The sequence below is a fragment of the Zeimonas sediminis genome, assembly GCF_023721795.1.
Lineage (GTDB): Bacteria > Pseudomonadota > Gammaproteobacteria > Burkholderiales > Burkholderiaceae_E > Zeimonas > Zeimonas sediminis.
Genome location: NZ_JAMQYE010000001.1, coordinates 2,924,495 through 2,947,565, shown reverse-complemented (window position 1 = coordinate 2,947,565; position 23,071 = coordinate 2,924,495). Strand labels below are relative to the sequence as shown.

General features: G+C 70.5%; 20 protein-coding genes. 13 read left to right on the top strand and 7 right to left on the bottom strand.

All coding sequences use genetic code 11. The features are described 5' to 3' along the window. The first annotated feature begins 94 nt into the window (after window positions 1-94). On the top strand, window positions 95-2,368 hold the full coding sequence (locus M6I34_RS13915) for a TonB-dependent receptor (RefSeq protein ID WP_272486280.1): 2,274 nt from the start codon (window positions 95-97) through the stop codon (window positions 2,366-2,368). 55 nt (window positions 2,369-2,423) lie between these two features. Here M6I34_RS13915 and M6I34_RS13910 read toward each other — a convergent pair whose 3' ends face one another. Beyond that, entirely contained in the window at window positions 2,424-3,011 is a 588-nt protein-coding gene (locus tag M6I34_RS13910) for an HD domain-containing protein (protein ID WP_272486279.1), read from the bottom strand. Window positions 3,012-3,120: 109 nt separating this feature from the next. Between M6I34_RS13910 and ubiB the strand changes: the two genes are divergently transcribed. Next, entirely contained in the window at window positions 3,121-4,680 is a 1,560-nt protein-coding gene (gene ubiB / locus M6I34_RS13905; RefSeq protein ID WP_272486278.1) for a ubiquinone biosynthesis regulatory protein kinase UbiB, read from the top strand. A gap of 87 nt (window positions 4,681-4,767) precedes the next feature. Continuing rightward, window positions 4,768-6,195, top strand: coding sequence for a high affinity choline transporter 1 (locus M6I34_RS13900; RefSeq protein ID WP_272486277.1), 1,428 nt, complete (start codon window positions 4,768-4,770; stop codon window positions 6,193-6,195). Here M6I34_RS13900 and M6I34_RS13895 read toward each other — a convergent pair. Continuing rightward, the gene (locus M6I34_RS13895) at window positions 6,165-7,064 is read right to left on the bottom strand and encodes a DUF6279 family lipoprotein (protein ID WP_272486276.1); all 900 of its coding nucleotides are present in this window, start codon (window positions 7,062-7,064) and stop codon (window positions 6,165-6,167) included. The genes M6I34_RS13900 and M6I34_RS13895 overlap by 31 nt on opposite strands. A gap of 62 nt (window positions 7,065-7,126) precedes the next feature. On the opposite strand from M6I34_RS13895, the gene glmU reads away from it, so the two are divergent. The 5 genes from glmU to M6I34_RS13870 all read left to right on the top strand — a co-directional run bounded on the left by glmU (window position 7,127) and on the right by M6I34_RS13870 (window position 13,612). Further along, entirely contained in the window at window positions 7,127-8,506 is a 1,380-nt protein-coding gene (gene glmU, locus M6I34_RS13890; protein ID WP_272486275.1) for a bifunctional UDP-N-acetylglucosamine diphosphorylase/glucosamine-1-phosphate N-acetyltransferase GlmU, read from the top strand. Window positions 8,507-8,579: 73 nt separating this feature from the next. Then, the gene (gene glmS, locus M6I34_RS13885; protein WP_272486274.1) at window positions 8,580-10,433 is read left to right on the top strand and encodes a glutamine--fructose-6-phosphate transaminase (isomerizing); all 1,854 of its coding nucleotides are present in this window, start codon (window positions 8,580-8,582) and stop codon (window positions 10,431-10,433) included. 461 nt (window positions 10,434-10,894) lie between these two features. Then, window positions 10,895-12,913, top strand: coding sequence for an NADPH-dependent 2,4-dienoyl-CoA reductase (locus M6I34_RS13880; RefSeq protein ID WP_272486273.1), 2,019 nt, complete (start codon window positions 10,895-10,897; stop codon window positions 12,911-12,913). A 37-nt stretch (window positions 12,914-12,950) separates the two neighbouring features. Beyond that, window positions 12,951-13,202 carry an AbrB/MazE/SpoVT family DNA-binding domain-containing protein gene (locus M6I34_RS13875; protein WP_272486272.1) on the top strand — a complete coding sequence of 84 codons (252 nt, stop codon included), beginning with the start codon at window positions 12,951-12,953 and terminating at the stop codon, window positions 13,200-13,202. After that, on the top strand, window positions 13,199-13,612 hold the full coding sequence (locus M6I34_RS13870) for a type II toxin-antitoxin system VapC family toxin (RefSeq protein WP_272486271.1): 414 nt from the start codon (window positions 13,199-13,201) through the stop codon (window positions 13,610-13,612). Before M6I34_RS13875 ends, M6I34_RS13870 begins: the two co-directional genes overlap by 4 nt. Before the next feature lie 45 nt (window positions 13,613-13,657). On the opposite strand, the gene mhpA is transcribed toward M6I34_RS13870, so the two are convergent. The 3 genes from mhpA to M6I34_RS13855 all read right to left on the bottom strand — a co-directional run bounded on the left by mhpA (window position 13,658) and on the right by M6I34_RS13855 (window position 17,373). Next, a complete protein-coding gene (mhpA, locus tag M6I34_RS13865; RefSeq protein WP_272486270.1) occupies window positions 13,658-15,262 on the bottom strand; it encodes a bifunctional 3-(3-hydroxy-phenyl)propionate/3-hydroxycinnamic acid hydroxylase MhpA in 1,605 nt (534 codons plus the stop codon). A 49-nt stretch (window positions 15,263-15,311) separates the two neighbouring features. Next, on the bottom strand, window positions 15,312-16,145 hold the full coding sequence (locus M6I34_RS13860) for an alpha/beta fold hydrolase (protein WP_272486269.1): 834 nt from the start codon (window positions 16,143-16,145) through the stop codon (window positions 15,312-15,314). A gap of 334 nt (window positions 16,146-16,479) precedes the next feature. Beyond that, on the bottom strand, window positions 16,480-17,373 hold the full coding sequence (locus tag M6I34_RS13855; RefSeq protein WP_272486268.1) for a LysR family transcriptional regulator: 894 nt from the start codon (window positions 17,371-17,373) through the stop codon (window positions 16,480-16,482). Window positions 17,374-17,509: 136 nt separating this feature from the next. Between M6I34_RS13855 and M6I34_RS13850 the strand changes: the two genes are divergently transcribed. The 4 genes from M6I34_RS13850 to M6I34_RS13835 all read left to right on the top strand — a co-directional run bounded on the left by M6I34_RS13850 (window position 17,510) and on the right by M6I34_RS13835 (window position 20,467). Continuing rightward, window positions 17,510-17,920, top strand: coding sequence for a DoxX family protein (locus M6I34_RS13850; RefSeq protein WP_272486267.1), 411 nt, complete (start codon window positions 17,510-17,512; stop codon window positions 17,918-17,920). Window positions 17,921-17,950: 30 nt separating this feature from the next. Then, window positions 17,951-18,805: a DODA-type extradiol aromatic ring-opening family dioxygenase gene (locus tag M6I34_RS13845; RefSeq protein ID WP_272486266.1), complete on the top strand. Its 855-nt coding sequence runs from the start codon at window positions 17,951-17,953 to the stop codon at window positions 18,803-18,805. Between the two features lie 89 nt (window positions 18,806-18,894). Next, window positions 18,895-19,188, top strand: coding sequence for a hypothetical protein (locus tag M6I34_RS13840; protein ID WP_272486265.1), 294 nt, complete (start codon window positions 18,895-18,897; stop codon window positions 19,186-19,188). 55 nt (window positions 19,189-19,243) lie between these two features. After that, on the top strand, window positions 19,244-20,467 hold the full coding sequence (locus M6I34_RS13835; protein WP_272486264.1) for a serine hydrolase domain-containing protein: 1,224 nt from the start codon (window positions 19,244-19,246) through the stop codon (window positions 20,465-20,467). A gap of 13 nt (window positions 20,468-20,480) precedes the next feature. On the opposite strand, the gene M6I34_RS13830 is transcribed toward M6I34_RS13835, so the two are convergent. Together M6I34_RS13830 and M6I34_RS13825 are read right to left on the bottom strand one after the other, a co-directional pair. Continuing rightward, window positions 20,481-21,218: an LrgB family protein gene (locus tag M6I34_RS13830; RefSeq protein ID WP_272486263.1), complete on the bottom strand. Its 738-nt coding sequence runs from the start codon at window positions 21,216-21,218 to the stop codon at window positions 20,481-20,483. Beyond that, a complete protein-coding gene (locus M6I34_RS13825; protein WP_272486262.1) occupies window positions 21,215-21,673 on the bottom strand; it encodes a CidA/LrgA family protein in 459 nt (152 codons plus the stop codon). The genes M6I34_RS13830 and M6I34_RS13825 overlap by 4 nt, the downstream gene beginning before the upstream one ends. A 186-nt stretch (window positions 21,674-21,859) precedes the next feature. Between M6I34_RS13825 and M6I34_RS13820 the strand changes: the two genes are divergently transcribed. Continuing rightward, a complete protein-coding gene (locus M6I34_RS13820; protein ID WP_272486261.1) occupies window positions 21,860-23,047 on the top strand; it encodes a ShlB/FhaC/HecB family hemolysin secretion/activation protein in 1,188 nt (395 codons plus the stop codon). Window positions 23,048-23,071 lie beyond the last annotated feature (24 nt).

Below are 23,071 nucleotides of genomic sequence, written 5' to 3'. Positions count from 1 at the left end.
CGTGACTTCGGGACATTGATTCAGCGCAAGTACCGCTTTGCTTCGCGGCACTTACAGTGAGGCCGTCCCCCGCAAGAACGAAGACGGTGAAGCCGTGAAAAGAAAGGAAGATCGCACCGACTGGCCACGCCTGCTGGCGGCATCCTGCTCGCTGCTCGCCGCATCGATGGCCCAGGCCCAGACCGCCGAGCAGCCCGCCGCCGAGCCAGCGCTCGGCACCGTCGTCGTCACCGCGACCCGCAGCGAGACCCCGCTGCTCGAGGTGCCCGCCAGCGCCAGCGTCGTCGAGCAGGCCGACCTGCAGCAGCGCAACGTCGCCCGCTTCGGCGACGCGGTCGTCGAGGTTCCCGGCCTGTACGTTCGCGGCGCAGCCCTCGGCCAGGCATTCCCCGGGTCGGGCCAGGCGGTGCTGTCGCTGCGCGGCATTCCGCGCACGCCGCGCACGCTGGTGATGATCGACGGCCTGCCGATCAACAACGCGCTGTCCGGCGGCGTGAACGTCTCGGGCATCGCGCTGGAGAACCTCGAGCGGGTCGAGATCCTGCGCGGTCCGCATTCCGCCCTCTGGGGCGGCAACGCGATGGGCGGCGTCATCAACTTCATCTCGGCCTCGCCCGACCAGCCGCTCGCCGAGGTCAAGGCCGGGCTGGGCAGCAACGGCCTGCGGGCCGGCAGCGGCGTCTTCCGCAAGCGATTCGAGGGCGGGCTCGGGGTGTCGCTGTCCTTCGCCTACCGCGAAACCGACGGCTACGACGACAGCGACTACGTGGTCAAGCGCGCGCTGCCCGGCACCGGCGCGATCCCGGTCACCGGCGCGATCCCCACCAGCACGGTCGACGGCCAGCCGGGCTGGTGGGTCGGCCTGAAAGGCGCGCGCCCGTGGACGCAGAGCAACGTGTCGACCCGCTTCGACTGGAAGCTCGGCGCCGCCACCAGGATGAACGCTGGCGTGTCATGGGGCGAGTACCGGGTCGGCTACAGCCGGCCGTCGAGCTTCCTGCTCGACCCGAGCGGCGCGCCGGTGTTCTCCGGCAGCGTCGGGCTCGCCGACGCGGCCACGCCCTTGCGGATGACGCTGGCCGAAACCGACTTCCTGACCCCGACCCCGTCGGGCGAGCGCGACCTGCGCGTGTTCGCCGGCATCGAGCACCGCTTCGAGGGCGGCTCGATCCTGAAGGTGAACCTGGGCCGGCTCGAGCACCGTTTCGGCTTCTCGCAGGCGAGCCGCGGCGCCGGCTACGAGTCCGGCCCCGGCACCTTCACCGACCAGCCCAACGACCGGACCGACCTGGACGTCTCCTGGCGCGACCGCCTCGGCGCGTCCACGATCCTCACCGCCGGCTTCTCGCTGAACCACTCCACGCTCGATCGGAGCACGCAGTCGCTGGCCTACTGGCGCGACGAGGACTCGGCCGTCGCCGAGACCGGCCGCAGCACCGGCGAGTCGGACAGCGCCGCGCTGTTCGCCCAGACCGAGACCTTCGTCGGCGAGAAGGGCCGGCTGATGCTGGGCGCCCGCTACGATCGCTTCCGGACCTCCGGTTCGATCGTCGACGCGTCCGGCAGCGAGACCTACCCGACCAATACCTTCAGCCGGCTCAGCCCGAAGGCCGCCTTCGCCTGGCAGGCCTCCGATCAGCTCACGCTGCGCACCTCGCTGGGCGCCGGATTCCGGCCGCCGGCGCTGCTCGACCTGTATTCGCGCTTCCAGGTGCCGAGCCCGATCGCCGGCCAGTTCATCACCTACGACGCTTCGCCCTTTCTGAAGCCCGAGCGGGTGGTGTCGCTGGACGCCGGCGCCGACCTGGCGCTGCCCGGCGGCTTCCGGGGCTCGTTCACCGTGTTCGCCCAGCAGCTGCGCGACCTGATCTACCGGCGCTCGGTCGACCCGTTCACCGTGCAGGCCGACAACACCGGTGAGGCGCGCGTGGACGGCATCGAGGCGAGCTTCCGGGCGCCCACCGGCCTGCGCGGGCTGCGGCTGATCGGTTCGTGGACCCACAACTTCCGCTACGAGGTCACCCGCAACGACGCCGAGCCCGACATGGTCGGCAAGAACCTGACGGACGTGCCGCGCACGATGTGGTCGCTGGGCGCCGAGTACGCGGGCGGCCCGTGGACCGGCCTGCTGGTCTACCGGCACGTGGGCCACGTGTTCGGCTCGGGCGACGACCTGAACGAGGACACGGTCGAGGGCGTGTACGGCGCCTACGACCGGCACGGCGTGGCCAGCGCGAAGATCGGCTACCGCTTCAGCCCGCAGTTCAGCGCGAGCCTGTCGATCGACAACCTGTTCGACCGGGACTACTTCGTGTTCGCGAAGCAGCCGGGCCGCACGGTCTTCGCCGAGGTGGCCTGGAAGTTCTGACTCGGGATCCGGGGCCCGCGCCGGCCCAGCCCGGCGCGCTCCCGGGCCGCCGCGCTCACTCCGGCGCCGCGTCCTTGTAGACCGACTGGCGCGGCGCCGCGAACAGGCGCCGCACCATCGGCTCGAAGTGCGACAGCGGAAGCGTGTCGTAGCCGGGGTCGAAGGCCGGCGCGTCGTACTTCGCGCAGAACTCCTCGACCAGGCCGTAGCGCGGATCGTCGCGGAAAGCGTCGCGCGCGTTGCGGTCCATGCCCAGGTGGTGGAAGAAATAATAGCCCTGGAAGATCCCGTGCTTTTCCACCATGAAGTGGTACTCGGGGCGAACGAAGGGCTTCAGGATCGCCGCCGCGATGTCCGGATGGTTCCAGGAGCCGAGCGTGTCGCCGATGTCGTGCAGCAGCGCGCAGACCACGTATTCCTCGTCGCGGCCGTCCCGCTCGGCACGGGTGGCGGTCTGCAGGCTGTGGGTCAGCCGGTCGACCGGAAAGCCGCCGAAGTCGCCGTCGAGCAGCCTCAGGTGATCGAGCACCCGGTCGGCCAGCTGCGCGGCGTAGGGCATGAACTGGCCGGCGATGACCTTCCAGTCATCGGCCGTGCTGTCGGCCATGTCGGTGAAGCTCGCGCGCGGCGCGGTCGCGTCCATCGTCGTCTCCTCGCTGTCCGGGGCCGGGCCTGGCGTCGCGTCGTCCGGAAGCGCCGCGCCCGTCGAAGGCCAATCTAGCACGCGGCCGGCCGGTCGCTACAATCCGCCGGTGCGCATCGTTCGACTCGTCAAGATCCTCTTCGTCGCCTGGCGCTACGGCCTCGACGAAATCGCCGCTTCCGGGGCGGCGGCCACGCTGCGCTCGCCGTGGCTGTTGCGGATGGTGCGGCTGCTTCACCTCGGCCGCAAGCTCGAGGCGCCGCGCGGCCAGCGGCTGCGCGAGGCGCTGGAAGGCCTGGGCCCGATCTTCGTGAAGTTCGGGCAGGTGCTGTCCACCCGCCGCGACCTGCTGCCGCCCGACATCGCCGACGAGCTGGCGATGCTGCAGGACCGGGTGCCGCCCTTCCCCGGCGAGCTGGCGGTGCGCGCGATCGAGAAGGGCCTGGGCAAGCCGATCGACGAGCTGTTCGACGCGTTCGACCGCAAGCCGGTCGCGTCGGCCTCGATCGCGCAGGTGCACTTCGCCCGGCTCAAGGACGGCCGCGAAGTGGCGGTCAAGGTGCTGCGCCCGAACATGGCGCCGGTGATCGAGCGCGACCTGGAACTGCTGCGCACCGCCGGCAGCCTGCTGGTCAAGGTGTCGGCCGACGCCCGCCGGCTGCGCCCGCTCGACGTGATCGACGAGTTCGACAAGTACCTGCACGACGAGCTCGACCTGATCCGTGAGGCCTCCAACGCCACCCAGCTGCGCCGCAACTTCGAGAACTCGCCGCTGCTGCGGGTGCCCGAGATGTTCTGGGACTGGTGCTCGACCGGCGTGCTGACGATGGAGCGGATGCGCGGCATCCCGATCGGACAGATCGAGCGGATGCGAGCGGCCGGCATCGACCTGAAGAAGCTGTCGCGCGACGGCGTCGAGATCTTCTTCACGCAGGTGTTCCGGCACGGCTTCTTCCACGCCGACATGCACCCGGGCAACATCCTGGTCGGCGACGCCGGGCCGGACTTCAACCGCTACATCGCGCTGGACTTCGGCATCGTCGGCACGCTGTCCGACTTCGACAAGAACTACCTGGCGCAGAACTTCCTGGCCTTCTTCCGGCGCGACTACCGCCGGGTGGCCGAGCTGCACGTGGAGTCGGGCTGGGTGCCGGCCAGCACCCGGGTCGAGGAGCTGGAGGGCGCGGTGCGCGCCTGCTGCGAGCCGGTGTTCGACCGGCCGCTGCGCGAGATCTCGCTCGGCCTGGTGCTGATGCGGCTGTTCCAGGCCTCGCGCCGCTTCAACGTCGAGATCCAGCCGCAGCTGGTTCTGCTGCAGAAGACGCTGCTGAACATCGAAGGGCTGGGCCGCCAGCTCGACCCCGACCTGGACCTGTGGGTCACCGCCAAGCCGATCCTCGAGAAGTGGATGCGCGAGCAGATCGGGTTCGAGGGCCTCGTCGAGCGAATGAAGCTCGAATCCCGGCAGTGGGCCCGGCTGCTGCCCGAGCTGCCCCGCCTGGCCCACGATGCGCTGGCCCGCCAGGCCCGCCCGCAGCCCGACCCGGCGGTCCAGGAGCTGCTGCGCCGGCTGGTGGCCGAGCAGCGGCGCACCCGCCGCTGGCTCGCCGCCGTCATGGCCACGACGATCGCGGGGTTCTGCGCGCTGGCCTGGCTGGCGGTTCTATAATCGCGCGCCGATCCGGCGCCGGTTCCGGCTCCGGCGGTTTCCAACGCTGTCTTCCGTCCACCTGCCCGCCCCCGGGAGAGCACGTTCATGCTGCTGCAGCTGGTCATCGCCTACCTGGTGCTGTCGATCGCGATCGGCCTCTTCGCCGCCACCCGCGTCCACAACGCCCGCGACTACATCACCGCCGGCCGGAACCTGCCGATGCCGGTCGTCCTGGCCATGGTCTTCGCCACCTGGTTCGGCGCCGAGACCGTGCTCGGCATCTCGGCCACCTTCCTCGACGAGGGCTTCCGCGGCCTGATCTCCGACCCGCTCGGGGCCTCGCTGTGCCTGATCCTGTTCGGTCTGGTGTTCGCCCGGCCCCTGTACCGGATGAACCTGCTCACGCTGGGCGACTTCTTCCGGATCCGCTACACCCGGCCGATCGAGCTGGTGCTGTCGCTGTGCATCGTGATCTCCTACCTGGGCTGGGTGGCCGCCCAGGTCACCGCGCTGGGGCTGGTCTTCAACGTGCTGTCGGAAGACAGCATCTCGATGAGCCAGGGCATGATGATCGGCGCCGGCGTGGTGCTGATCTACACGCTGTTCGGCGGCATGTGGTCGGTCGCGATGACCACCTTCGTGCAGATGATCGTGATCGTGATCGGCCTGCTGCTGGTCTCGGGCAACGCCGCCGAGCAGGCGGGCGGCGTGGCCACGGTGATCGCCAAGGCGCACGCCGAGGGCAAGTTCTCCTTCCTGCCCACGCTCGACGCGGTCGACATGCTCGGCTGGATCGCCGCGCTGCTCACGATGGCGCTCGGCTCGATTCCGCAGCAGGACGTCTTCCAGCGGGTCAACTCGTCGAAGAACGAGACGGTGGCGGTCTGGGGCACCACGCTGGGCGGCATCTCCTACTTCTTCTTCGCGGCGGTGCCGCTGTTCCTCGCCTACTCGGCCAAGCTTATCGACCCGGACATGGTCACGAAGCTGAGCGAGGTCGACACGCAGCTGATCCTGCCCACGATGATCCTGAACCACATGCCGTTCTGGCTGCAGGTGGTGTTCTTCGGCGCGCTGCTGTCGGTGATCATGAGCACCGCCTCGGGCACGCTGCTGGCCCCGTCGGTCACCTTCGCCGAAAACGTGATCAAGCCCTACTTCCCGCGGATGACCGACAAGCAGTTCCTGTGGACGACCCGCTACACGGTGGCCGGTTTCACGCTGCTGGTCACCACGTATGCCGTGGCCACCGACGCGACGATCCACACCATGGTCGAGAACGCCTACCGGATCACGCTCGCGGGCGCCTTCGTGCCGCTGGCCGCCGGCCTGTTCTGGAAGCGCGCCAACAGCTTCGGCGCCCTGCTGGCCGTGATCCTGGGCCTGGGCACCTGGATCATGCTGGAGGTGCTGGGGATCGACGACCCGGTCGAGCCGCAACTGATCGGCCTGGTCGCCAGCGCGATCGGCATGGTCATCGGCAGCCTGACCGCACCGGCCGATCAGCGGCCCGCGATCACCGCGAAGTCCTGAGCCCAGCCGAGCAGCCGGTCCGCCACGCGGGCCCGCTGCCCGGGGCTCGCGCCGTTCAGCAAGGTGGCCGCGATCCGGTCCGTGGCCGACGCGGCCTCGGCCAGCCGGTCCGCCGTCGCCGGATCGCCGCCCTCCCACGCCGCGAGCAGTGCTTCGCGCACCCGCGCCTCGGCGACCTCCGGCGCAGGCCGGTCGCGGGCAATGCCCCGCAAAAGCGCCAGCACCTTCCGCTGACGCGCCTCGCGCTCGGCCATCCAGTCGGCCTCGCTGGCCGGGTGTGCGGCGGCCAGCCGGGCGAGCGCGGCGCGCTGCTTCTCGTCCAGGCTGCCCATGAAGAACTCGGCCCGCTCGCGGAAGCGCTCGATCCGCGCCTCGACCAGCGGGTCGACACCCTTGGCCACCCTGCTCGCGGCCACTGGCGACAGCCCGTTCGCCGGCAGCCCCCACTCGCGCCTGAGCTCGTCGTTGCGCTCGGCGAAGCGCCGCGCGAGACGGTCGATCTGCTCGGGGCGAAGGGTCAGCGCGAGCGCGGCGAGGTCCGGCGCGGCGCGCCGGGCGATCGGCTCCCAGGCGCGGGCCAGTTCGGCCCGCCAGCCCGCCACGGTCGTCTCCGACACCGGCGCCGGCTCGGCTGCCACCCGGCGCAGGAACTCCGCATAGCGCGGCAGCTCGCTGGCCCGGTGCCAGCGCTGCAGCGCGTCGATGCGCTCCTTGACCAGCCAGCGCTGGTCCTCGTCCAGCCCCAGGTCGCGCTCGAACCGCCAGGTCAGCAACCAGGGCAGCGTGGAATAGCCGAACTGCGCCGACGAGCAGCCGACGAGCAGCAGGACCAGCGTGACGATCGTCACCCGCGAAAGCCAGGAGCGCATGTTAGGATTTCCGACAACTCTTCTTCGCAGGAGCAGCCAAGCTCCTGATTCATAAAGAAAACATGAACATCGTCATCCTTGCCGCCGGACAAGGCAAGCGGATGCGTTCGGACCTTCCGAAAGTATTGCATCCGCTGGCCGGCAAGCCGCTGCTGCGCCACGTGATCGACTGCGCGAGCAGCCTTGCCCCGCAGCGGCTGGTCGTGGTGCACGGCCACGGCGGCGATGCGGTTCGCAACGCGATCGACGCGGCGCTGCCCGGCAACGACCTGGGCTGGGCGCTGCAGTCGCCGCAGCTCGGCACCGGCCATGCGGTGATGCAGGCGGTCGACCAGCTCGACGACGCGGCGCCCACGCTGGTGCTGTACGGCGACGTGCCGCTGACCACTCGCGACACGCTCCTGCGTCTGATCGACGCCGCCGGTCCTGACAGGCTTGCGCTGCTCACCGTCGTGCTGGACGACCCGACCGGCTACGGCCGGATCGTGCGCCACGAAGGCCGGATCGTGGGCGTCGTCGAGCACAAGGACGCCGACGAGCCCACCCGCGGCATCCGCGAGGTCAACACCGGCATCCTGGTCGCGCCCACGCCGGCGCTCAAGCGCTGGCTGGCCGGACTGTCCGACGACAACGCGCAGAAGGAGTACTACCTCACCGACATCGTCGGGATGGCGGTGCATGATGGCATTCCTGTCGACTCGGTACAGCCGGGCGCGGTGTGGGAAACCCTGGGCGTGAACAGCAAGACACAATTGGCGGAGCTCGAGCGCATCCACCAGCGCAACGTGGCCGAGCGCCTGCTCGACGACGGCGTCACGCTGGCCGACCCGGCGCGGATCGACGTACGCGGCACGCTCGCCTGCGGCCGCGACGTCAGCATCGACGTGAACTGCGTGTTCGAGGGCGAGGTCTCGCTCGGCGACGGTGCGTCGATCGGAGCCAACTGCGTGATCCGCAACGCGAGCATCGGCGCCGGGACCCAGATCCTCCCGTTCACCCACATCGAGGACTCCACGGTAGGCGCCGGCGCGCGAATCGGCCCCTACTCGCGGCTGCGGCCGGGCAATCGGCTCGGAGACGGCACCCACGTGGGCAACTTCGTGGAGATGAAGAACGTGCAAATGGACGCCGGCTCCAAGGCCAACCACCTGGCCTACCTGGGCGACGCCACCGTGGGCCGGCGGGTCAACATCGGCGCGGGCACCATCACCTGCAACTACGACGGCGTGAACAAGCACCGCACCGTCATCGAGGACGACGCCTTCATCGGCAGCGACAGCCAGCTGGTCGCGCCGGTGACCGTGGGCCGCGGCGCCACGCTGGGCGCCGGCACTACGCTGACCCGCGACGCGCCGCCCGAGCGGCTCACCGTGTCGCGCGCGAGGCAGCTCACCGTGGAGAGCTGGAAGCGACCGCAGAAGGCCGCCAAGGCGACGAAGTGACTGGTTCCGGGCCGGCGTGCCGGCCCGGAGCGACCAATACCGGCCAGGCACTGGCCAACGAGGAATCGGCAACATGTGTGGAATCGTCGGGGCAGTGGCCCAGCGCAACGTCGTACCGATCCTGATCGAAGGGTTGCGCAAGCTCGAGTACCGCGGCTACGACTCGGCCGGCATCGCGATCATGAACGGCCAGATGTCTCGCGTGCGCGCGGTGGGCCGGGTGGCCGAGCTCGAGCACCGCGCGAAGGAAGCCCACGCCGACGCGCCCACCGGCATCGCCCACACCCGCTGGGCCACGCACGGCGGCGTCACCGAGAACAACGCGCATCCGCACATCTCGAACCGCGACGGCATCGAGGTGTCGGTGGTCCACAACGGCATCATCGAGAACCACGAGGCGCTGCGCGCGCGGCTGAAGGCGCAGGGCTACGAATTCCACAGCGACACCGACACCGAGGTGATCGCGCACCTGGTGCACAGCCTGGTCGCTTCGGGCCTCGCGCTGTTCCAGGCCGTGCAGCAGGCGGTGCGCGAGCTGCAAGGCGCCTACGCGATCGCCGCGATCAGCAAGGCCGAGCCGAACACCGTGGTCGGCTCGCGGCGCGGCTCGCCGCTGCTGCTGGGCGTGGGCAACTCCGGCTCGGGCCGGGGCGAGAACTTCCTGGCCTCGGACACCTCGGCGCTGCTGCAGGTCACCAAGTACGTGGCCTACCTGGAAGAAGGCGACGTGGTCGAGATCCGGCTCGACGGCTATTCGATCGTCGACGCCGACGGCAAGCCCGCCGAGCGCCCGATCGTGGAGAGCCAGCTGTCGGCCGACGCGATCGAGCTGGGCAACTACGACCACTACATGCAGAAGGAGATCTTCGAGCAGCCGGGCGCGATCGCCAACACGCTCGAGATGGTGGCCAACGCGTCGTCCTTGTCGGCCGGCCTGTTCGGCGCCGACGCCGAGGCGATCTTCGCCCGCACCAAACAGATCCTGATCCTCGCCTGCGGCACCAGCTGGCACGCAGGCTCGGTGGCCAAGTACTGGCTCGAGGCGATCGCCGGCATCCCGACCAGCGTCGAGATCGCCAGCGAGTACCGCTACCGCGAGTCGGTGGCCCTGCCCGGCACCCTGGTGCTGACGATCTCGCAGTCCGGCGAGACCGCCGACACGATCGCAGCCCTGCAGCACGCGCAAGGCCTGGGCCTGCGCGACACGCTGACCATCTGCAACGTGCCCGAGAGCGCGCTGATCCGGCAGTCGAAGCTGCGCTTCCTGACCCGCGCCGGCCCCGAGATCGGCGTGGCCTCGACCAAGGCCTTCACGACGCAGCTGGCCTCGCTGTTCGTGCTCACGCTGGTGCTGGCCAAGCAGCGCAAGCGCCTGCTGCCCGAGCGCGAGAAGGAACTGATCGAACAACTGCGCCACCTGCCCGCTGCGATGAACCGGGTGCTCGAGTGCGAGCCCGCGGTGCGCCACTGGGCCAACCGCTTCGCGGTCAAGCAGCACGCGCTGTTCCTGGGCCGCGGCGTGCACTTCCCGATCGCCCAGGAAGGCGCGCTGAAGCTCAAGGAGATCACCTACATCCACGCCGAGGCCTACGCCGCCGGCGAGCTCAAGCACGGCCCCCTGGCCCTGGTCGACCGCGAGATGCCGGTGGTCGTGGTGGCCCCGAACGACGCGCTGATCGAAAAGCTGAAGTCCAACCTGCAGGAAGTGCGCGCCCGCGGGGGCGAACTCTTCGTGTTCGCCGACCGCGACACGCACATCGAGCCGGCGGACGGGCTTAACGTGATCAACCTGATCGACCACGCCGGGCCGCTGTCGCCGATCCTGCACGTGGTGCCGCTGCAGTTGCTTGCGTATCACGCCGCGCTGGCGCGGGGGACGGATGTGGACAAGCCAAGAAACCTGGCGAAATCCGTCACCGTAGAGTGACCAAGGTGGCGCCAGGTTTCTTGGCTTGCGGCGCAGGCTAACTTGCCGAAGGCAAGTTAAGGGCCGAAGGCCCGGCCGGAGCCACAAACCGCGCACGCCACGGACTTGGTTTGACGGTCGAATGACCGGCGCGCTCTTTGCGCGAGGTTTACAGCGGAGGCTAACCTGCGCCGCAGGCGCAGGTTAAGGCGCGAAGCGTCGGCCGGAGCTACAAGCCGAGCCGGGAGCGAAGTCCGTTACCGTCGTGTGAGATCCGAATCGTCGGCGGCGCTTCGCCCTCGCCATCACGGCCCTGACTAGCCAGGAATTCGACCAGGACGCCGGGCGCGGCAAGATCGCCGGTCTGCTCGCCACGTCGGGCGCGGACTTCGAGATCCCGAGCGTATGCTCATCGATTGGACAAGAGCGACAGCGCTGGTAGACATTCCCGGTGCCACCACGACCTTCCCGGCGCGCCGACCATGACCCCCTACCCGAACCTCCTGTCCCCGATCCGCATCGGCACCACCACCCTGCCGAACCGCATGGTCATGGGCGCGATGCACACGCGCCTGGAGACGATGGACTGGCCGATCGAGCGGCTGGCCGCTTTCTACGCCACGCGCGCCCGCGGCGAGATCGCGATGATCCTCACCGGCGGCTACGCGCCGGTGCCCGAAGGGGTGATGGACGAGGGCGGCCTCGTGCTGAACAGCCGCGAGCAGCTGGCCGATCACGTGCCGATCACCTCGGCGGTGCGCGAGGCGGGCGGCCGCATCGTGCTGCAGATCCTGCACGCGGGGCGCTACGCGCGGGTGCCCGAGTGCGTGGCCCCCTCGCCCGGCAAGGCGCGGATCAACGCGTACGCGCCGCGGGCGCTCGCCACCGACGAGGTCTGGGCCACCATCGAGAGCTATGCCGTCACCGCCGCGCTGGCGGCCGAGGCGGGCTACGCCGGCGTGGAGATCATGGGCTCCGAGGGCTACCTGATCAACGAGTTCACCGCCGCGATCACCAACCGGCGCGACGACGAATTCGGCGGCTCCTTCGATCGGCGCATCCGCTTTCCGCTGGAGATCGTGAAGGCGGCGCGCGCGCGCGTGGGTCCCGACTTCATGCTCGTGTACCGGATCTCGTCGATCGACCTGATGGAGGGCGGCATGACCGCCGCCGAGATCGCCGAATTCGCCCGCCGCATCGAGCAGGCGGGCGCGGACATGATCAACGTGGGCGTCGGCTGGCACGAGTCCGCGGTGCCGACCATCGCGGCTTCGGTGCCACGCGCGGCCTGGGCCGCCGCGGTGCGCAACGTGAAGCAGGCGGTGTCGATTCCGGTGATGGCGTCGAACCGGATCAACACGCCCGAAGTGGCCGAGGCACTGATCGCCTCGGGCGCCGCCGACCTGGTGTCGATGGCGCGACCGCTGCTGGCCGACCCCGAGTTCGCGCTGAAGACCCGCCAGGGGCGCGTGGACGAGATCGCCCCCTGCATCGCCTGCAACCAGGCCTGCCTGGACCACATCTTCACCGAGCGCGTGGCCACCTGCCTGGTGAACCCGCGTGCGGCGCGCGAGGTCGAGTTCACCGATGGGCGCTCTGCCTCTCCGCGCCGCTTCGCGGTCGTGGGCGCGGGGCCGGCCGGCATGAGCTTCGCGATCGAGGCGGCCCGGCGCGGCCACCGCGTCACGCTGTTCGAGGCGGCGCCCGAGCTCGGCGGCCTGCTGAACCTGGCCCGGCGGGTGCCGGGCAAGAGCGAGTTCGACGAGCTGCTGCGCTACTTCGCCGTGTCTCTGCAACGCGCAAGCGTCGAGGTGAGGACCGGTACGCGGGCGAGCGTCGAGGACCTTGCGGGCGGGGACTTCGACGAGGTGGTGCTCGCCACCGGCGTGCTGCCGCGCAGGCCCGACATCCCGGGCATCGACCACCCGAAGGTGCTCGGCTACACCGAGGTGCTGTCCGGGCGCGCCGAGGTCGGCGAGCGCGTGGCGATCATCGGCGCGGGCGGCATCGGCTTCGACGTGGCCGAGTTCCTGGTCGGCGACCCGGAGGAGTCCACGAACCCGGAAGCCTTCCGGAAAGCCTGGGGCGTGGATGCGGCGATCGCCAGCCCCGGCGGGCTCGCCCCCGCCGGCCCGCACCGGCCCCGCCGCCGGGTGCACATGCTCCAGCGCAAGCCCGGCTCGCTCGGCAAGACCCTCGGCAAGTCCACCGGCTGGATCCTGAAGGCGAAGCTGCGCAGGGCCGGGGTCGAGACGATCGCCGGCGCCAGCTACGAGCTGATTGACGACCGCGGACTGCACTACTCGGTGAACGGCGAGAGGCACCTGCTCGAAGTCGACAACCTGATCGTGTGCGCCGGGCAGGAGCCCGAGCGCTCGCTGCACGACGCGCTCGCGCAGCGCGGCGTTCCCGTGCACCTGATCGGCGGCGCCGACGAGGCCGCCGAGCTCGATGCGTACCGGGCGATCGACCAGGCTACTCGGCTGGCGGTTTCTCTTTGAGACGGTATACTTCCTCTTACTTAGTAAGAGGTCGCGCATGTCAACCGTCACCGTATCCGAGAAGGGTCAGGTCGTGATTCCGGCCGAAATCCGGAAGTTGCTCGGCATTGCGCCCGGTACGCAGCTCGATTTCACGATCGAGGGGCAGAGCCTGCGCGTCGAGGTCTCACGGCGCGCCGCGCCTACTCGCCTCGAGGATGGTTACGGCCTTCTGGTCTGCAGGAAGCCGGGGAAACGCCGGCTATCCGAATTCGACGTAGCCGAGGCCATGCGGAAGCAAACCAAGTGATCGCCGTAGACACCAACATCCTTGCCCGCTTCTACGTCGACGACCCGAGCGACCCCGAGGCACGCAAGCAGAGACCGCTGGCCCGGCGGGCAATGGAGTCGCCGTCGGTCTTCGTTCCCGCCTCGGTCCTGCTGGAACTCGAGTGGGTCTTGCGTGCGTTCTATGAATTCGACGCCGCCGACTACGCGGCCGTGGTCAACCATTTGCTCGGCCTGCCGAACGTTGCCGTCGAATCGCGCGCCAGCGTGATCGACGCACTCGATGCACATGTCTCTGGCCTCGACTTTGCCGACGCGCTTCACCTATTCTCGAGCCGACACTGCGAAGCGCTGGTCACCTTCGACGACAAGCGCTTCGCCCGGCGGGCGCAGAAACTCGGCCTGAAGCCTGCGGTCATGGTGGCGGGTTGATATCGGGGGCCGTGACTGGCCCTCAGGACACCGGCCGAGCTGCACTCACATCGCGCCTCGGAGCTCCCGCGCCAAGCGCCCCAGATCCTCGCCCGACCGCGCAACGCCATACACGTAACGATCCGGTCGCGCGATGAGCGCCACCGCGCCTCGCTGGCGCAGCCAGCCAGCGAGCAGACCGTCGCGCTCCTCGAGCAGCGGGACCTCTGGCGCAGCCGCCGCGTCCGCATCGGCCGCCCCCAGCGCGACCCACCGCCCGCCCAGCGCCGCCCAGTCCGCGCGCAACGCGTCGTCGACGTCCTCGAGAACATCCGGCGAACTCACCGCGATCAGCAAGCTCGGCCCGACGACATCGTCCAGCCGCCGCCAGGGCCCGCCGCCCTCGCGCACCCAAGGCTGAACCAGCAACTCGCCAGCCCCCGGCACCGGCCTGCCCTGCGCATCGCGGTCGATCAGCCCTGCCTCCAGCCCCGGAATGAACCGCTGCCTCACCGTAACGGCGCGGCCCGACGCCAGCTCCTCGCCCAGCCGCCGGTCGCACTCCCGAGCGGCCTCGGGGTCCAGCTCGCCGATGATCAGGCCGAAGTCCTTCGCATGCCCGACCACCGTGCGCACGTGCGGCTTGCGCTCCTCGGTGTAGGTGTCGAGCAGCCGCGGCGCGGCCTTCCCGCGCATCACCGCATCGAGCTTCCAGGCCAGGTTGAAGGCGTCGCGCACGCCCGCGCACATGCCCTGGCCCAGGAAGGGCGGCATCTGGTGCGCGGCATCGCCCGCCAGGAACACGCGACCGTGCCGCCACTGCTCGACTACCAGCGCGTGGAAGCGGTAGACCGCGGTGCGGCAGTGCTCGAGCCCCGAGGTGTCGACGAACTCGCCGAGCACGCGCCACACCGCGTCGTGATCGGCGAACATCTGCGGCGTCTCGTGCGGCAGCATCTTGATCTCCCAGCGCCGCAGCGCGCCGGGCCCCACCATGTAGGTGCCCGGCCGTGACGGCCGGCAGTACTGCACCGCGCGCTGCGGCAGCGGCACCGGTCCTCGAAGCCAGGCATCGACGATCAGCCACCACTCGTCGAAGGCCAGGTCCTCGATCGCGGGGTCTAGCTGCTTGCGCACGACACTGCTCGCGCCGTCGGCGGCCACGAGATAACGCGCGCGCAGCGTGACGACCGCGCCGTCGGCCGCGCGACGCACCCGCGCCTCGACGCCCTGCTCGTCCTGCGCGAAGTCGAGCAGTGCGTGCTCGAGCAGCGTGCGCACCGAACCCATGCGATCGACCGCGCGGCGCAGCACCGCCTCGAGCTCGGGCTGCACGAACATGAAGTTGGGCATCCAGCCCAGCGGCTCGGGTGGCGGCGCCGGATAGAAGCGCTTGATCACCTGGCCGTCGACGCCCAGGTAATCCGTGCCCGGGTGGGGGATCGCCGCCGCGGCGATCTCGTCGGCCACGCCGATCTCCTGGAACACGCGCAGCGCCTCGTGGTCCGCGGTGATCGCGCGCGGCTTGTCGTAGATGGCCGCGGCCTTGTCGACGATCGTGACGCGCCAGCCGCGGCGGCCCAGCAGCGCAGCGAGCGTGGCGCCGGTGGGGCCGTAGCCGGCGATCAGGACGTCGGCATCGTGCATGCCGCTCTCTCGGGATGCGCTCATTCCGGCTCGCCTCGGTCCTGCGGGATCCTGTCCGGGCATCGCGCGCCTATCAGTTCACTCGCTCGAGGAACTCCAGCAGGACCGGGTTCACCAGGTCCGGCCGCGCCAGCGGCGCCATGTGCCCACCGGCCGCCACCTCGCCGAACTGCCACTCGGGCAGGCTGCGCCGCAGCAGCGCGTCGATCGCGGCGATACCCGGCCTCGGGCTCCCGGAGCGCAGCACCAGGACCGGACAACTCAGCGTCCGCAATTGCGCGAGATCGAACGCGACCACATCGTCGTCGGGCTCGTCCGCGTACAACGTGTCCCACTCGTGGAAGTTCGGCGCGAGCGCGGCTGCGAAGGCCTGTCTGCGCCCCTCGGACATGGCCGCCCAGGCGCCGTCGCCGACCCAGTAGTCGGCGAAGGCTTCGGCCACGCCCATCCAGTCGCCCGCGCCGCCGCCTCGCTTCACGATGTCCCGGATCCGGCGCCCCTCGTCGTACCCCGCTCGATCGCCGGCTGCGCGAAGCAGGTGAAACGGGTTCGGCTCGAACAGCGCCAGGCCGCGAACCCGGTTGCCGAGCTCGAGCGCCATCTGCGTGGCCACCGACCCGCCGAAGGAGTGGCCGACGATGGTGACCGGTCCGTCCGCGAGGCGTGCGACCGCGAGCCCTAGCGCCGCCTGGTCCGCGAGCGTCTGCCGCTGGTCGGCGGGCCACGGGCTGGTCTCGCCATAGCCGAACATGTTCATAGCGAGGAAGCGGAAGCGGTCGCTGCCGGCCTCGATCAGCGCGCGCCACTGCCGGTTGCCGCTGGCCGTGCTGGGCACCAGCAGGACGCCGGGCCCGGAGCCTGCGTCGATGTAGTCGACCCGGAAACTTCCTGCGGGAGCGGTGGGCATCGGGAGCCTCCTCGGAGATGGCGACGGTCAACGCAGCGGCGCCAAGCCGACACCGGCCGGAAAGGCGTCGACGAAGATCGCCATCGCCAGCGGTCGTCCATCGAGGGGGCCCTCCGCAGGGCAGGGCTGGGGGAGTTCGCTGGAGCCTACATCGCCACAGGGCCCCGCACAACCGGCTCCGGTGGCGCCGCCGGGACCGCCGCCGGCCCCGGGTTCGATCGCCGGTTCGCCAGTTCCGGCAGAAAGCCGTCCACCGGGTCGTCGAGCCTGGGCCGGCATTCCTTGCCGGTCTCTTCTCGCCTGGCCTCGCAACGGACCGGTCGGCTGGGGTCGCCTACCAGGTCCGCTCGGCCAGCGCCCGCTGCAGGTAATCGATCAGCACGCGAACCTTCGGCGACACGTGCTGCCGGCTCGGGTAGACCGCATGAATGCCCAGTTCGATCGTCCGGTACTCGGGCAGGATCTCCACGAGGCTGCCGCGCCGCAGATCGTCGCCGACCAGGAAGCAAGGCTGCAGCACGATGCCGCTGTCCTGCAAGGCCGCCTGGCGGCAGGTGTCGCCGCTGTTGGTGCGCATCCGCGGCTCGACCTTCACGGTCACCGGGCCGTCGGGGCCGGTGAACTCCCACTGCTCGCCCATCGAGAACAGGCTGTACGAGAGCACCGAGTGGCCGGCCAGGTCGTGCGGATGGCGAGGGGTTCCGTGCGCCTTCAGGTAGCCCGGCGACGCGCACAGCACCATCCGGGTCGAAGACAGCCGGCGGCCGATCAGCGAGGAGCTCCTGAGCCGGCCGATCCGCACCGCCAGGTCGAAACCTTCTTCGACCAGGTCGACCACGCGGTCCGACAGCGTGATGTCCAGCGTGACGCCCGGGTTTCGCGCCATGAACTCGCTCCACAAGGGCGCCAGGTGCAGCAGGCCGAAGGTCACCGGCACGTTCACCTTCAACAGCCCGCGCGCCTCGCCCGCGCGCGCGCCGACCTCGGCTTCGGCCTCCTCGACGTCGGCCAGCACGGCCTTGCAGCGCAGATGGAAGATCCGGCCCTCGTCGGTCAGCGACAGCCGGCGCGTGGTGCGGTGGAGCAGGCGAACGCCGAGGCGCGACTCCAGGTCGCCGACGAGCCGCGATACCGCCGCGCGGGACAACCCGAGCGCCTCGGAGGCGCCGACGAAGCTGCCCGCATCGACGACGGCGGCGAACACGGTCATTTCCTGGAACCGGTCCATGACTGTCTCGATCTTCGGAACAATCTATCAATCTATCAGACGTTTATCTCGTCCCGATGAATCAATAGAGTGCTCGCATGCCCGGCACCGAACGAAGCACCGGGCTTTCGCTCATTCAACGCTCGAAGGAATCCTGATGAACGCCACTGCGGTCAACACCCTGAACCTCGCCGGCCGGCTCGGCCTGGCGGCCCTGTTCCTGCCCGCCGGCATCGGCAAGATCACCGGCTTCTCGGGTACGGTCGGCTATATCGCTTCGGTGGGCCTGCCGCTCGCCACGCTGGGCGCGATCCTGGCCGTGGTGGTCGAAGTCGCCGGCGGCCTCGCGCTGCTCCTTGGCTACCGGACCCGTGCCGCGGCGCTGGCCCTGGCCGTGTTCACGCTGGTCGCCAGCTTCTTCTTCCACGCCTTCTGGTCGGTCGCCCCTGAGCAGGCCTTCGTGCAGCAACTGATGTTCTGGAAGAACGTCGCGGTTGCGGGCGGCCTGCTGGTGCTGGCGGCCCATGGCGCGGGCGCGTTCAGCCTCGACGGCCGGCAGCGTGCCTGAGCCCCGGCCACGCAAGGGATGGAGGGAACCATGACCGCCCCGATGCCCGCACCGGCCCGGACGCTCGCCCCGGTGCTCTTCGTGTCGCACGGCGCGCCCACCTTCGCGCTCGAGCCCGGCGCACTGGGCGCGCGGCTGCGCGAGCTCGGCGCTGGGCTCGCGAGCCTGCGCGCCGTGCTCGTCGTGTCGCCGCACTGGCAGACGCGCGGCCTGGAAGTCACCACCACCGAACGGCCGGACACGATCCACGACTTCGGCGGCTTCCCGCCCGAGTTGTACCGTCTCGCCTACCCGGCTCCGGGGGCGCCCCAGGCTGCCCTCGACGCGGCGGCGAGATTGCGCGAAGCCGGCTGGCAGGTCGCCGAGGACGACCGGCGCGGCCTGGACCACGGCGCCTGGGTGCCGCTGATGCACCTGCTGCCGGCCGCGCAGGTGCCGGTATTCCAGCTGTCGATGCCCCGCTCGCTCGACGCGGCGCGGGCGCTCGATCTGGGCCGCGCGCTGGCGCCGCTGCGCGCCAAGGGCATCGCGATCCTCGCCTCGGGGAGCATGACCCACAACCTTCACGAGTTCCGCGGCGGTGCCGCGCGACCCGAGGCCTACGTCGCCCGCTTCACCGAATGGGTCAGGGACGCGGTGCAGCGGCACGACTTCCGGTCGCTCGCCGACTACCGGCGCGTCGCCCCGGAGGCCGTGCGAGCGCATCCGACCGACGAGCACTTCCTGCCCCTGCTGGTGGCGGTCGGCACTTGCGGCGACGAGGAGCGGCCGGAACTGCTCGACGACGAGATCCGCTACGGGATGCTGTCGATGGAGTCTTACGCGTGGGGGACGGCGAACGGCGAAACGCCCCGGCCCGCGCCGCAGCGACCCGCAGGGACTTAGCACCGGGGGCGCGGGCTGCGCACCGGTCCGCCAGGCGCTACGATAGTCGGTCTCGGACCGACGCCGAGTGTCAGGCCATGGAGGCCGGAATGCGCGCACGCTGGTTGCCCGTCGCCTTCTTCTCGATGCTGGTGAGCATCCTGGCGGTCGCCGCCGATTCTCCGTTCGGCCTGAGCTTGCCGCCGGAACTTCGGACGGTGGCCGGATCGTTCGCCTGGCCGGGCGAGCTCATCTGCCGGTCGGGTCTCGGCGGCGCAGTCTCGGGGTGCCCGTCGGGGCTCGCCGGGGCCCTCGTCCAGGTTCTCGCGACGGCGGCATTCTGGAGCGTCGTGCTCACGGTCGTGCTCGGGTTGGCCGGGCGAGCATGGCGCATCGGACGCTGACCACGACCGGACGACCTCGATCCGGCTATCGATTCCCCGCTACTGGAACGCCTCGATGAAGTTCAGGAAGATCGCCGTCTGGCTGCTCGCCGCGCTGGCGCTGCTCGGCACCGCCGGCTGGTTCAGCCTCGACAAGGAAACCCGCGGCCTGCTCGCCACGCTGCCGACCAACCGCGATCTGCTGTTCTGGAGCGAGCCGCAGCGCGACGCGGCGTTTCGCGCTCTGGATCGCCTGCCGGTGCTTGCGAAGGCGCGACCGGTGCCGACCGGCGACGCGCCGACGCCGCTGCCGCCCGGCCCGCCGCTGAATCTGCCGCTCGACGTCGATGCCTGGATGACCGGTCAGCGCAGCGCGGCAGTGGTCGTGCTGCACGACGGCAAGCTGCGGCTCGAGCGCCACGGCCTGGGCTTCGACGAGAACGGCCGCTGGACCAGCTTCTCGGTGGCCAAGTCGATCACCGCCACGCTGGTGGGCGCCGCGATCCGCGACGGCTACATCCGCAGCATGGACGACAAGGTCAGCGACTACATTCCGCAGATGAAGGGCTCGGCCTACGACGACGTGAGCATCCGGCAGTTGCTGACGATGACCTCGGGCGTGCGCTGGAACGAGGACTACGGCGACCCGAATTCCGACGTCGCGCGCTTCAACAACCACCAGCCCGAGGAGGGCGTGGACGCGCTGGTCAGCTACCTGCGCAAGCTGCCGCGAGAGGCGCCGGCCGGCACGCGCTGGCACTACAGCACCGGCGAGACCAACCTGGTCGGCATCCTGGTCAGCGAGGCGACGAAGCGGCCGCTCGCCGACTACCTGTCCGAGAAGATCTGGAAACCGGCCGGCATGGCGGGGCAGGCCACCTGGATCCTGAGCCGCACCGGCCGCGAGATCAGCGGCTGCTGCATCCAGGCCGCCACGCGCGACTTCGCGCGCTTCGGCCAGTTCATCCTGGACGGCGCCCGCGTGAACGGGCAGAGCATCGTGCCCGACGGCTGGCTTGCCGAGGCGACCACCGAGCGCGCCGGCATCGGCCAGCCGGGCCACGGTTACGGCTACCAGTGGTGGACCTATGCCGACGGCAGCTTCTCGGCGCGCGGCATCTTCGGGCAGGGGATCTTCATCGACCCAAAGCGCAGGCTGGTGGTCGCGGTGAACGCGAACTGGGGCGGCGGCGCGTCCGACCCGGCGGCGAAGGCGGCGCGCGAGGCCTTCTATCGCGCGGTGCAGAAGGCGGTGGACGACGAGACGGCGGCCGCGCCGTTGAAGAGCGCGTCGCGCTGACCGGCGAAGCCGCTCAGGGCGTCAGCCCGCCCCAGCTCATGAGCAGCCAGGCCGCGCCGATCGTGACGAAGGCGTTCAGGATCATGCCGATGCAGGCGAAGCTGCCGGCGGTGTCCGAGATCGCGAAGGCGCGCGCGGTGCCGATCGCGTTCGCCGCGAGGCCCAGCGAGAAGCCCACGGCGCGTTCGTCGTGGATGCCCGTGCGGCGCATCACCGCGGGGCCGACGCAGGCGCCGAAGATCGCGGTCAGCACCACGGTGACCACGGTCAGGCCGCCCGGCCCTTGCACGAGCCGAACGAAGTCGAGCGCGGCGACCGTCGTCGCCGAGCGGACCGCGAGCACGGCCGCGACCTCGTCGTGGCCGAACAGCACGGCAGCGCCGACGCCGCTCGACACGGACAGGAAGGCGCCGACCGCAAGCGCCGGCAGCAGCGCCGGCCATGCGCTTCCGACCCGGGGCGCTTGCCGCCAGAGCGGCACCGCGAACAGGGCGAACAGCGGCGACAGCCAGAGATGAAGCGGCGCCGACGCCTCGTAGTAGTCCTGGTAGTCGATGCCTGCCAGCGCGAGTCCGCCCGCGAGCAGCGCGATCGTGCACAGCACCGGATGCATGCCGGACACGGGCAGGCGGCGGGCCAGGCCGAGCATCGCCGCGTAGGCGAGCACCGTGACCGCGACCGCGGCCAGCTGATCGGTCGGGGCGCCCCGCGCCAGCAGGTCCAGGACCCCGCCGTCGGAAAAGGGGCTCACGCGCTCCTCGTCCGCGAACGGGGCCTGTCGAGAAGCCGCATCGCCCCCTGGATCGCGTGCCCGACCGCGACCATCGTCAGCACGGTACCGCCCAGGATCGCCACGCCGTAGGACAGCGCGGCCCCTATCATCAGGTGACCCTCGGCCAGGATCCCCACTCCTGCCGGAACGAAGAGCAGCGGCAGGTACTGGATGGTCCCGTCGAAGACGCGGGCGAGGTGCTCGTCGGGCCCGCCGCGCCGATGGAAACGCAGGAACAGGATCGCCAGCGCCACCAGCGAACCTGGCACGGGCAAGCCCACCATCGCGACTGCCGCCTCGCAGGCTGCCACGAGAACCAGCAGGCAGCCCACGGCGGTCAGCGTCGCCCGGACTGCCTTCCGGGGGTCCGCAGGCGGGCAGGCGACCGGCGGCCCGACGTGACGCTTCGCTCGAAGCGCGCGCCTCCATCTCATTTCCTTCTCCCCCCGATGACGCGGCCACCCGATGCCGGCCTGGCCGGCGCGCATTCCGCACACCCCTGGAGGGTCTCTGGAAAATGTTGCAGAAATTTTTGATTCAAATGATCCTGATCGCGAAGGGCCGCCGCGAACGGCCCGTGCGCAGGCAGCAACCGCGCCGCGCCATGAGGAGAGGAACACTTGAAGATCCGCCACGCGGCCCTTGCCGCGGCGCTCTCGCATTGCCTTGCCGGCGCTGCCGCGGCGCAGTCCTTCTTCGGGACGGTCGGCGTCGAGAACGCGGTGGGCGTCGAGAGAGGCTCCACCGCGCTGCTCGACGCGGTCGACCGCACGACCTTCTACTTCACGCTGGACAGCTTCGGCTCCGAGGACGTCGGGCCCTGGGTCTCGTCGCTGTCCGTCTCCCGCCCACGCCTGCTCGCGCCCACTGACCAGCTCGACGCGACCGCGGTGATCGCCGGACCCGGCCAGGACGTGGGCGCCGAGCTGCGTGCCTACGGCCTGGGCTACCGCGCCGCGCCCTGGGGCGGCGGCACGACCCTCTACCTGAACACCAGCCATGCGGAGGTCGCGGCCGACGGCCCGGACACTGCGTTCTTCCGGATACGCGGCGAGCGCACCGATCTCGCGCTGGGCCTGCGCCGGCAGCGCCAGGCATCCCAAGCGGTGAAGACGACCTGGGTCGCCGAGTTCCGCGCCCGCGAAGCCCGGGGCACGGCGCTCGACGCCACGGTGGTCGACGAGAGCCTGCGGGCGCTGTTCGCCGGCGCGCGCCGCGACGAAGGCGCGCCCTTCGGCCTGCAGACGCGCCTGGCCTTCGCGCTCAGCAAGGGGCTGGACGCGCTCGGCAGCTCGCCCAGCGGCAGCCTGCTCGGCAGCAACCCCGGCGCCGAGACCGACTTCTTCCGCGCGTCGTTCAGCGCGGAGGCCTCGATCCCCTTGTCGGGCGCATGGCTGACGAACCTCGGCGTGGTCGGGCAGTTCAGCGGAGACTCGCTGCCGGTGTCGCAGCAGTGCGGATTCGGCACGAACGCCTACAGCCGGGGCTTCGACCAGTCGAAGATCCTCGGCGACGAATGCCTGGCCGCGCGCGCGGAACTGGCCTCGAACCTGAGCCTGCCGCGGCCCGGCGCCGGCCGCGCGTGGGTGCAGGCCTTCGGCGGGGTCGACGCGGGACGCTTCCGGATGAACCGCAATCCGCTCTTGCCGTCGTCCTCCGACGGATGGTCCAGCGCGTCGATCGGCGTGCGCGCGCTGGGGGCGCACTGGATAGGCGAGATCTCCGCGACCCGCGTGCTCGAAGCGCCCCGGTCGGCGTCCGGCGTCGACAGGACCCGGATCTGGCTGCGCACCGCCCTGCGGTTCTGATCCGGCCACCTTCCTTCATTCCGA

Excerpts from the sequence above, each read along its gene's own strand:
- M6I34_RS13910 (WP_272486279.1), bottom strand. The coding sequence starts at position 3,011 with ATGGACGCGACCGCGCCGCGCGCGAGCTTCACCGACATGGCCGACAGC.
- M6I34_RS13900 (WP_272486277.1), top strand. The coding sequence starts at position 4,768 with ATGCTGCTGCAGCTGGTCATCGCCTACCTGGTGCTGTCGATCGCGATC.
- M6I34_RS13895 (WP_272486276.1), bottom strand. The coding sequence starts at position 7,064 with ATGCGCTCCTGGCTTTCGCGGGTGACGATCGTCACGCTGGTCCTGCTG.
- glmU (WP_272486275.1), top strand. The coding sequence starts at position 7,127 with ATGAACATCGTCATCCTTGCCGCCGGACAAGGCAAGCGGATGCGTTCG.
- glmS (WP_272486274.1), top strand. The coding sequence starts at position 8,580 with ATGTGTGGAATCGTCGGGGCAGTGGCCCAGCGCAACGTCGTACCGATC.
- M6I34_RS13880 (WP_272486273.1), top strand. The coding sequence starts at position 10,895 with ATGACCCCCTACCCGAACCTCCTGTCCCCGATCCGCATCGGCACCACC.
- M6I34_RS13875 (WP_272486272.1), top strand. The coding sequence starts at position 12,951 with ATGTCAACCGTCACCGTATCCGAGAAGGGTCAGGTCGTGATTCCGGCC.
- mhpA (WP_272486270.1), bottom strand. The coding sequence starts at position 15,262 with ATGAGCGCATCCCGAGAGAGCGGCATGCACGATGCCGACGTCCTGATC.
- M6I34_RS13860 (WP_272486269.1), bottom strand. The coding sequence starts at position 16,145 with ATGCCCACCGCTCCCGCAGGAAGTTTCCGGGTCGACTACATCGACGCA.
- M6I34_RS13855 (WP_272486268.1), bottom strand. The coding sequence starts at position 17,373 with ATGGACCGGTTCCAGGAAATGACCGTGTTCGCCGCCGTCGTCGATGCG.
- M6I34_RS13850 (WP_272486267.1), top strand. The coding sequence starts at position 17,510 with ATGAACGCCACTGCGGTCAACACCCTGAACCTCGCCGGCCGGCTCGGC.
- M6I34_RS13845 (WP_272486266.1), top strand. The coding sequence starts at position 17,951 with ATGACCGCCCCGATGCCCGCACCGGCCCGGACGCTCGCCCCGGTGCTC.
- M6I34_RS13840 (WP_272486265.1), top strand. The coding sequence starts at position 18,895 with ATGCGCGCACGCTGGTTGCCCGTCGCCTTCTTCTCGATGCTGGTGAGC.
- M6I34_RS13835 (WP_272486264.1), top strand. The coding sequence starts at position 19,244 with ATGAAGTTCAGGAAGATCGCCGTCTGGCTGCTCGCCGCGCTGGCGCTG.
- M6I34_RS13825 (WP_272486262.1), bottom strand. The coding sequence starts at position 21,673 with ATGAGATGGAGGCGCGCGCTTCGAGCGAAGCGTCACGTCGGGCCGCCG.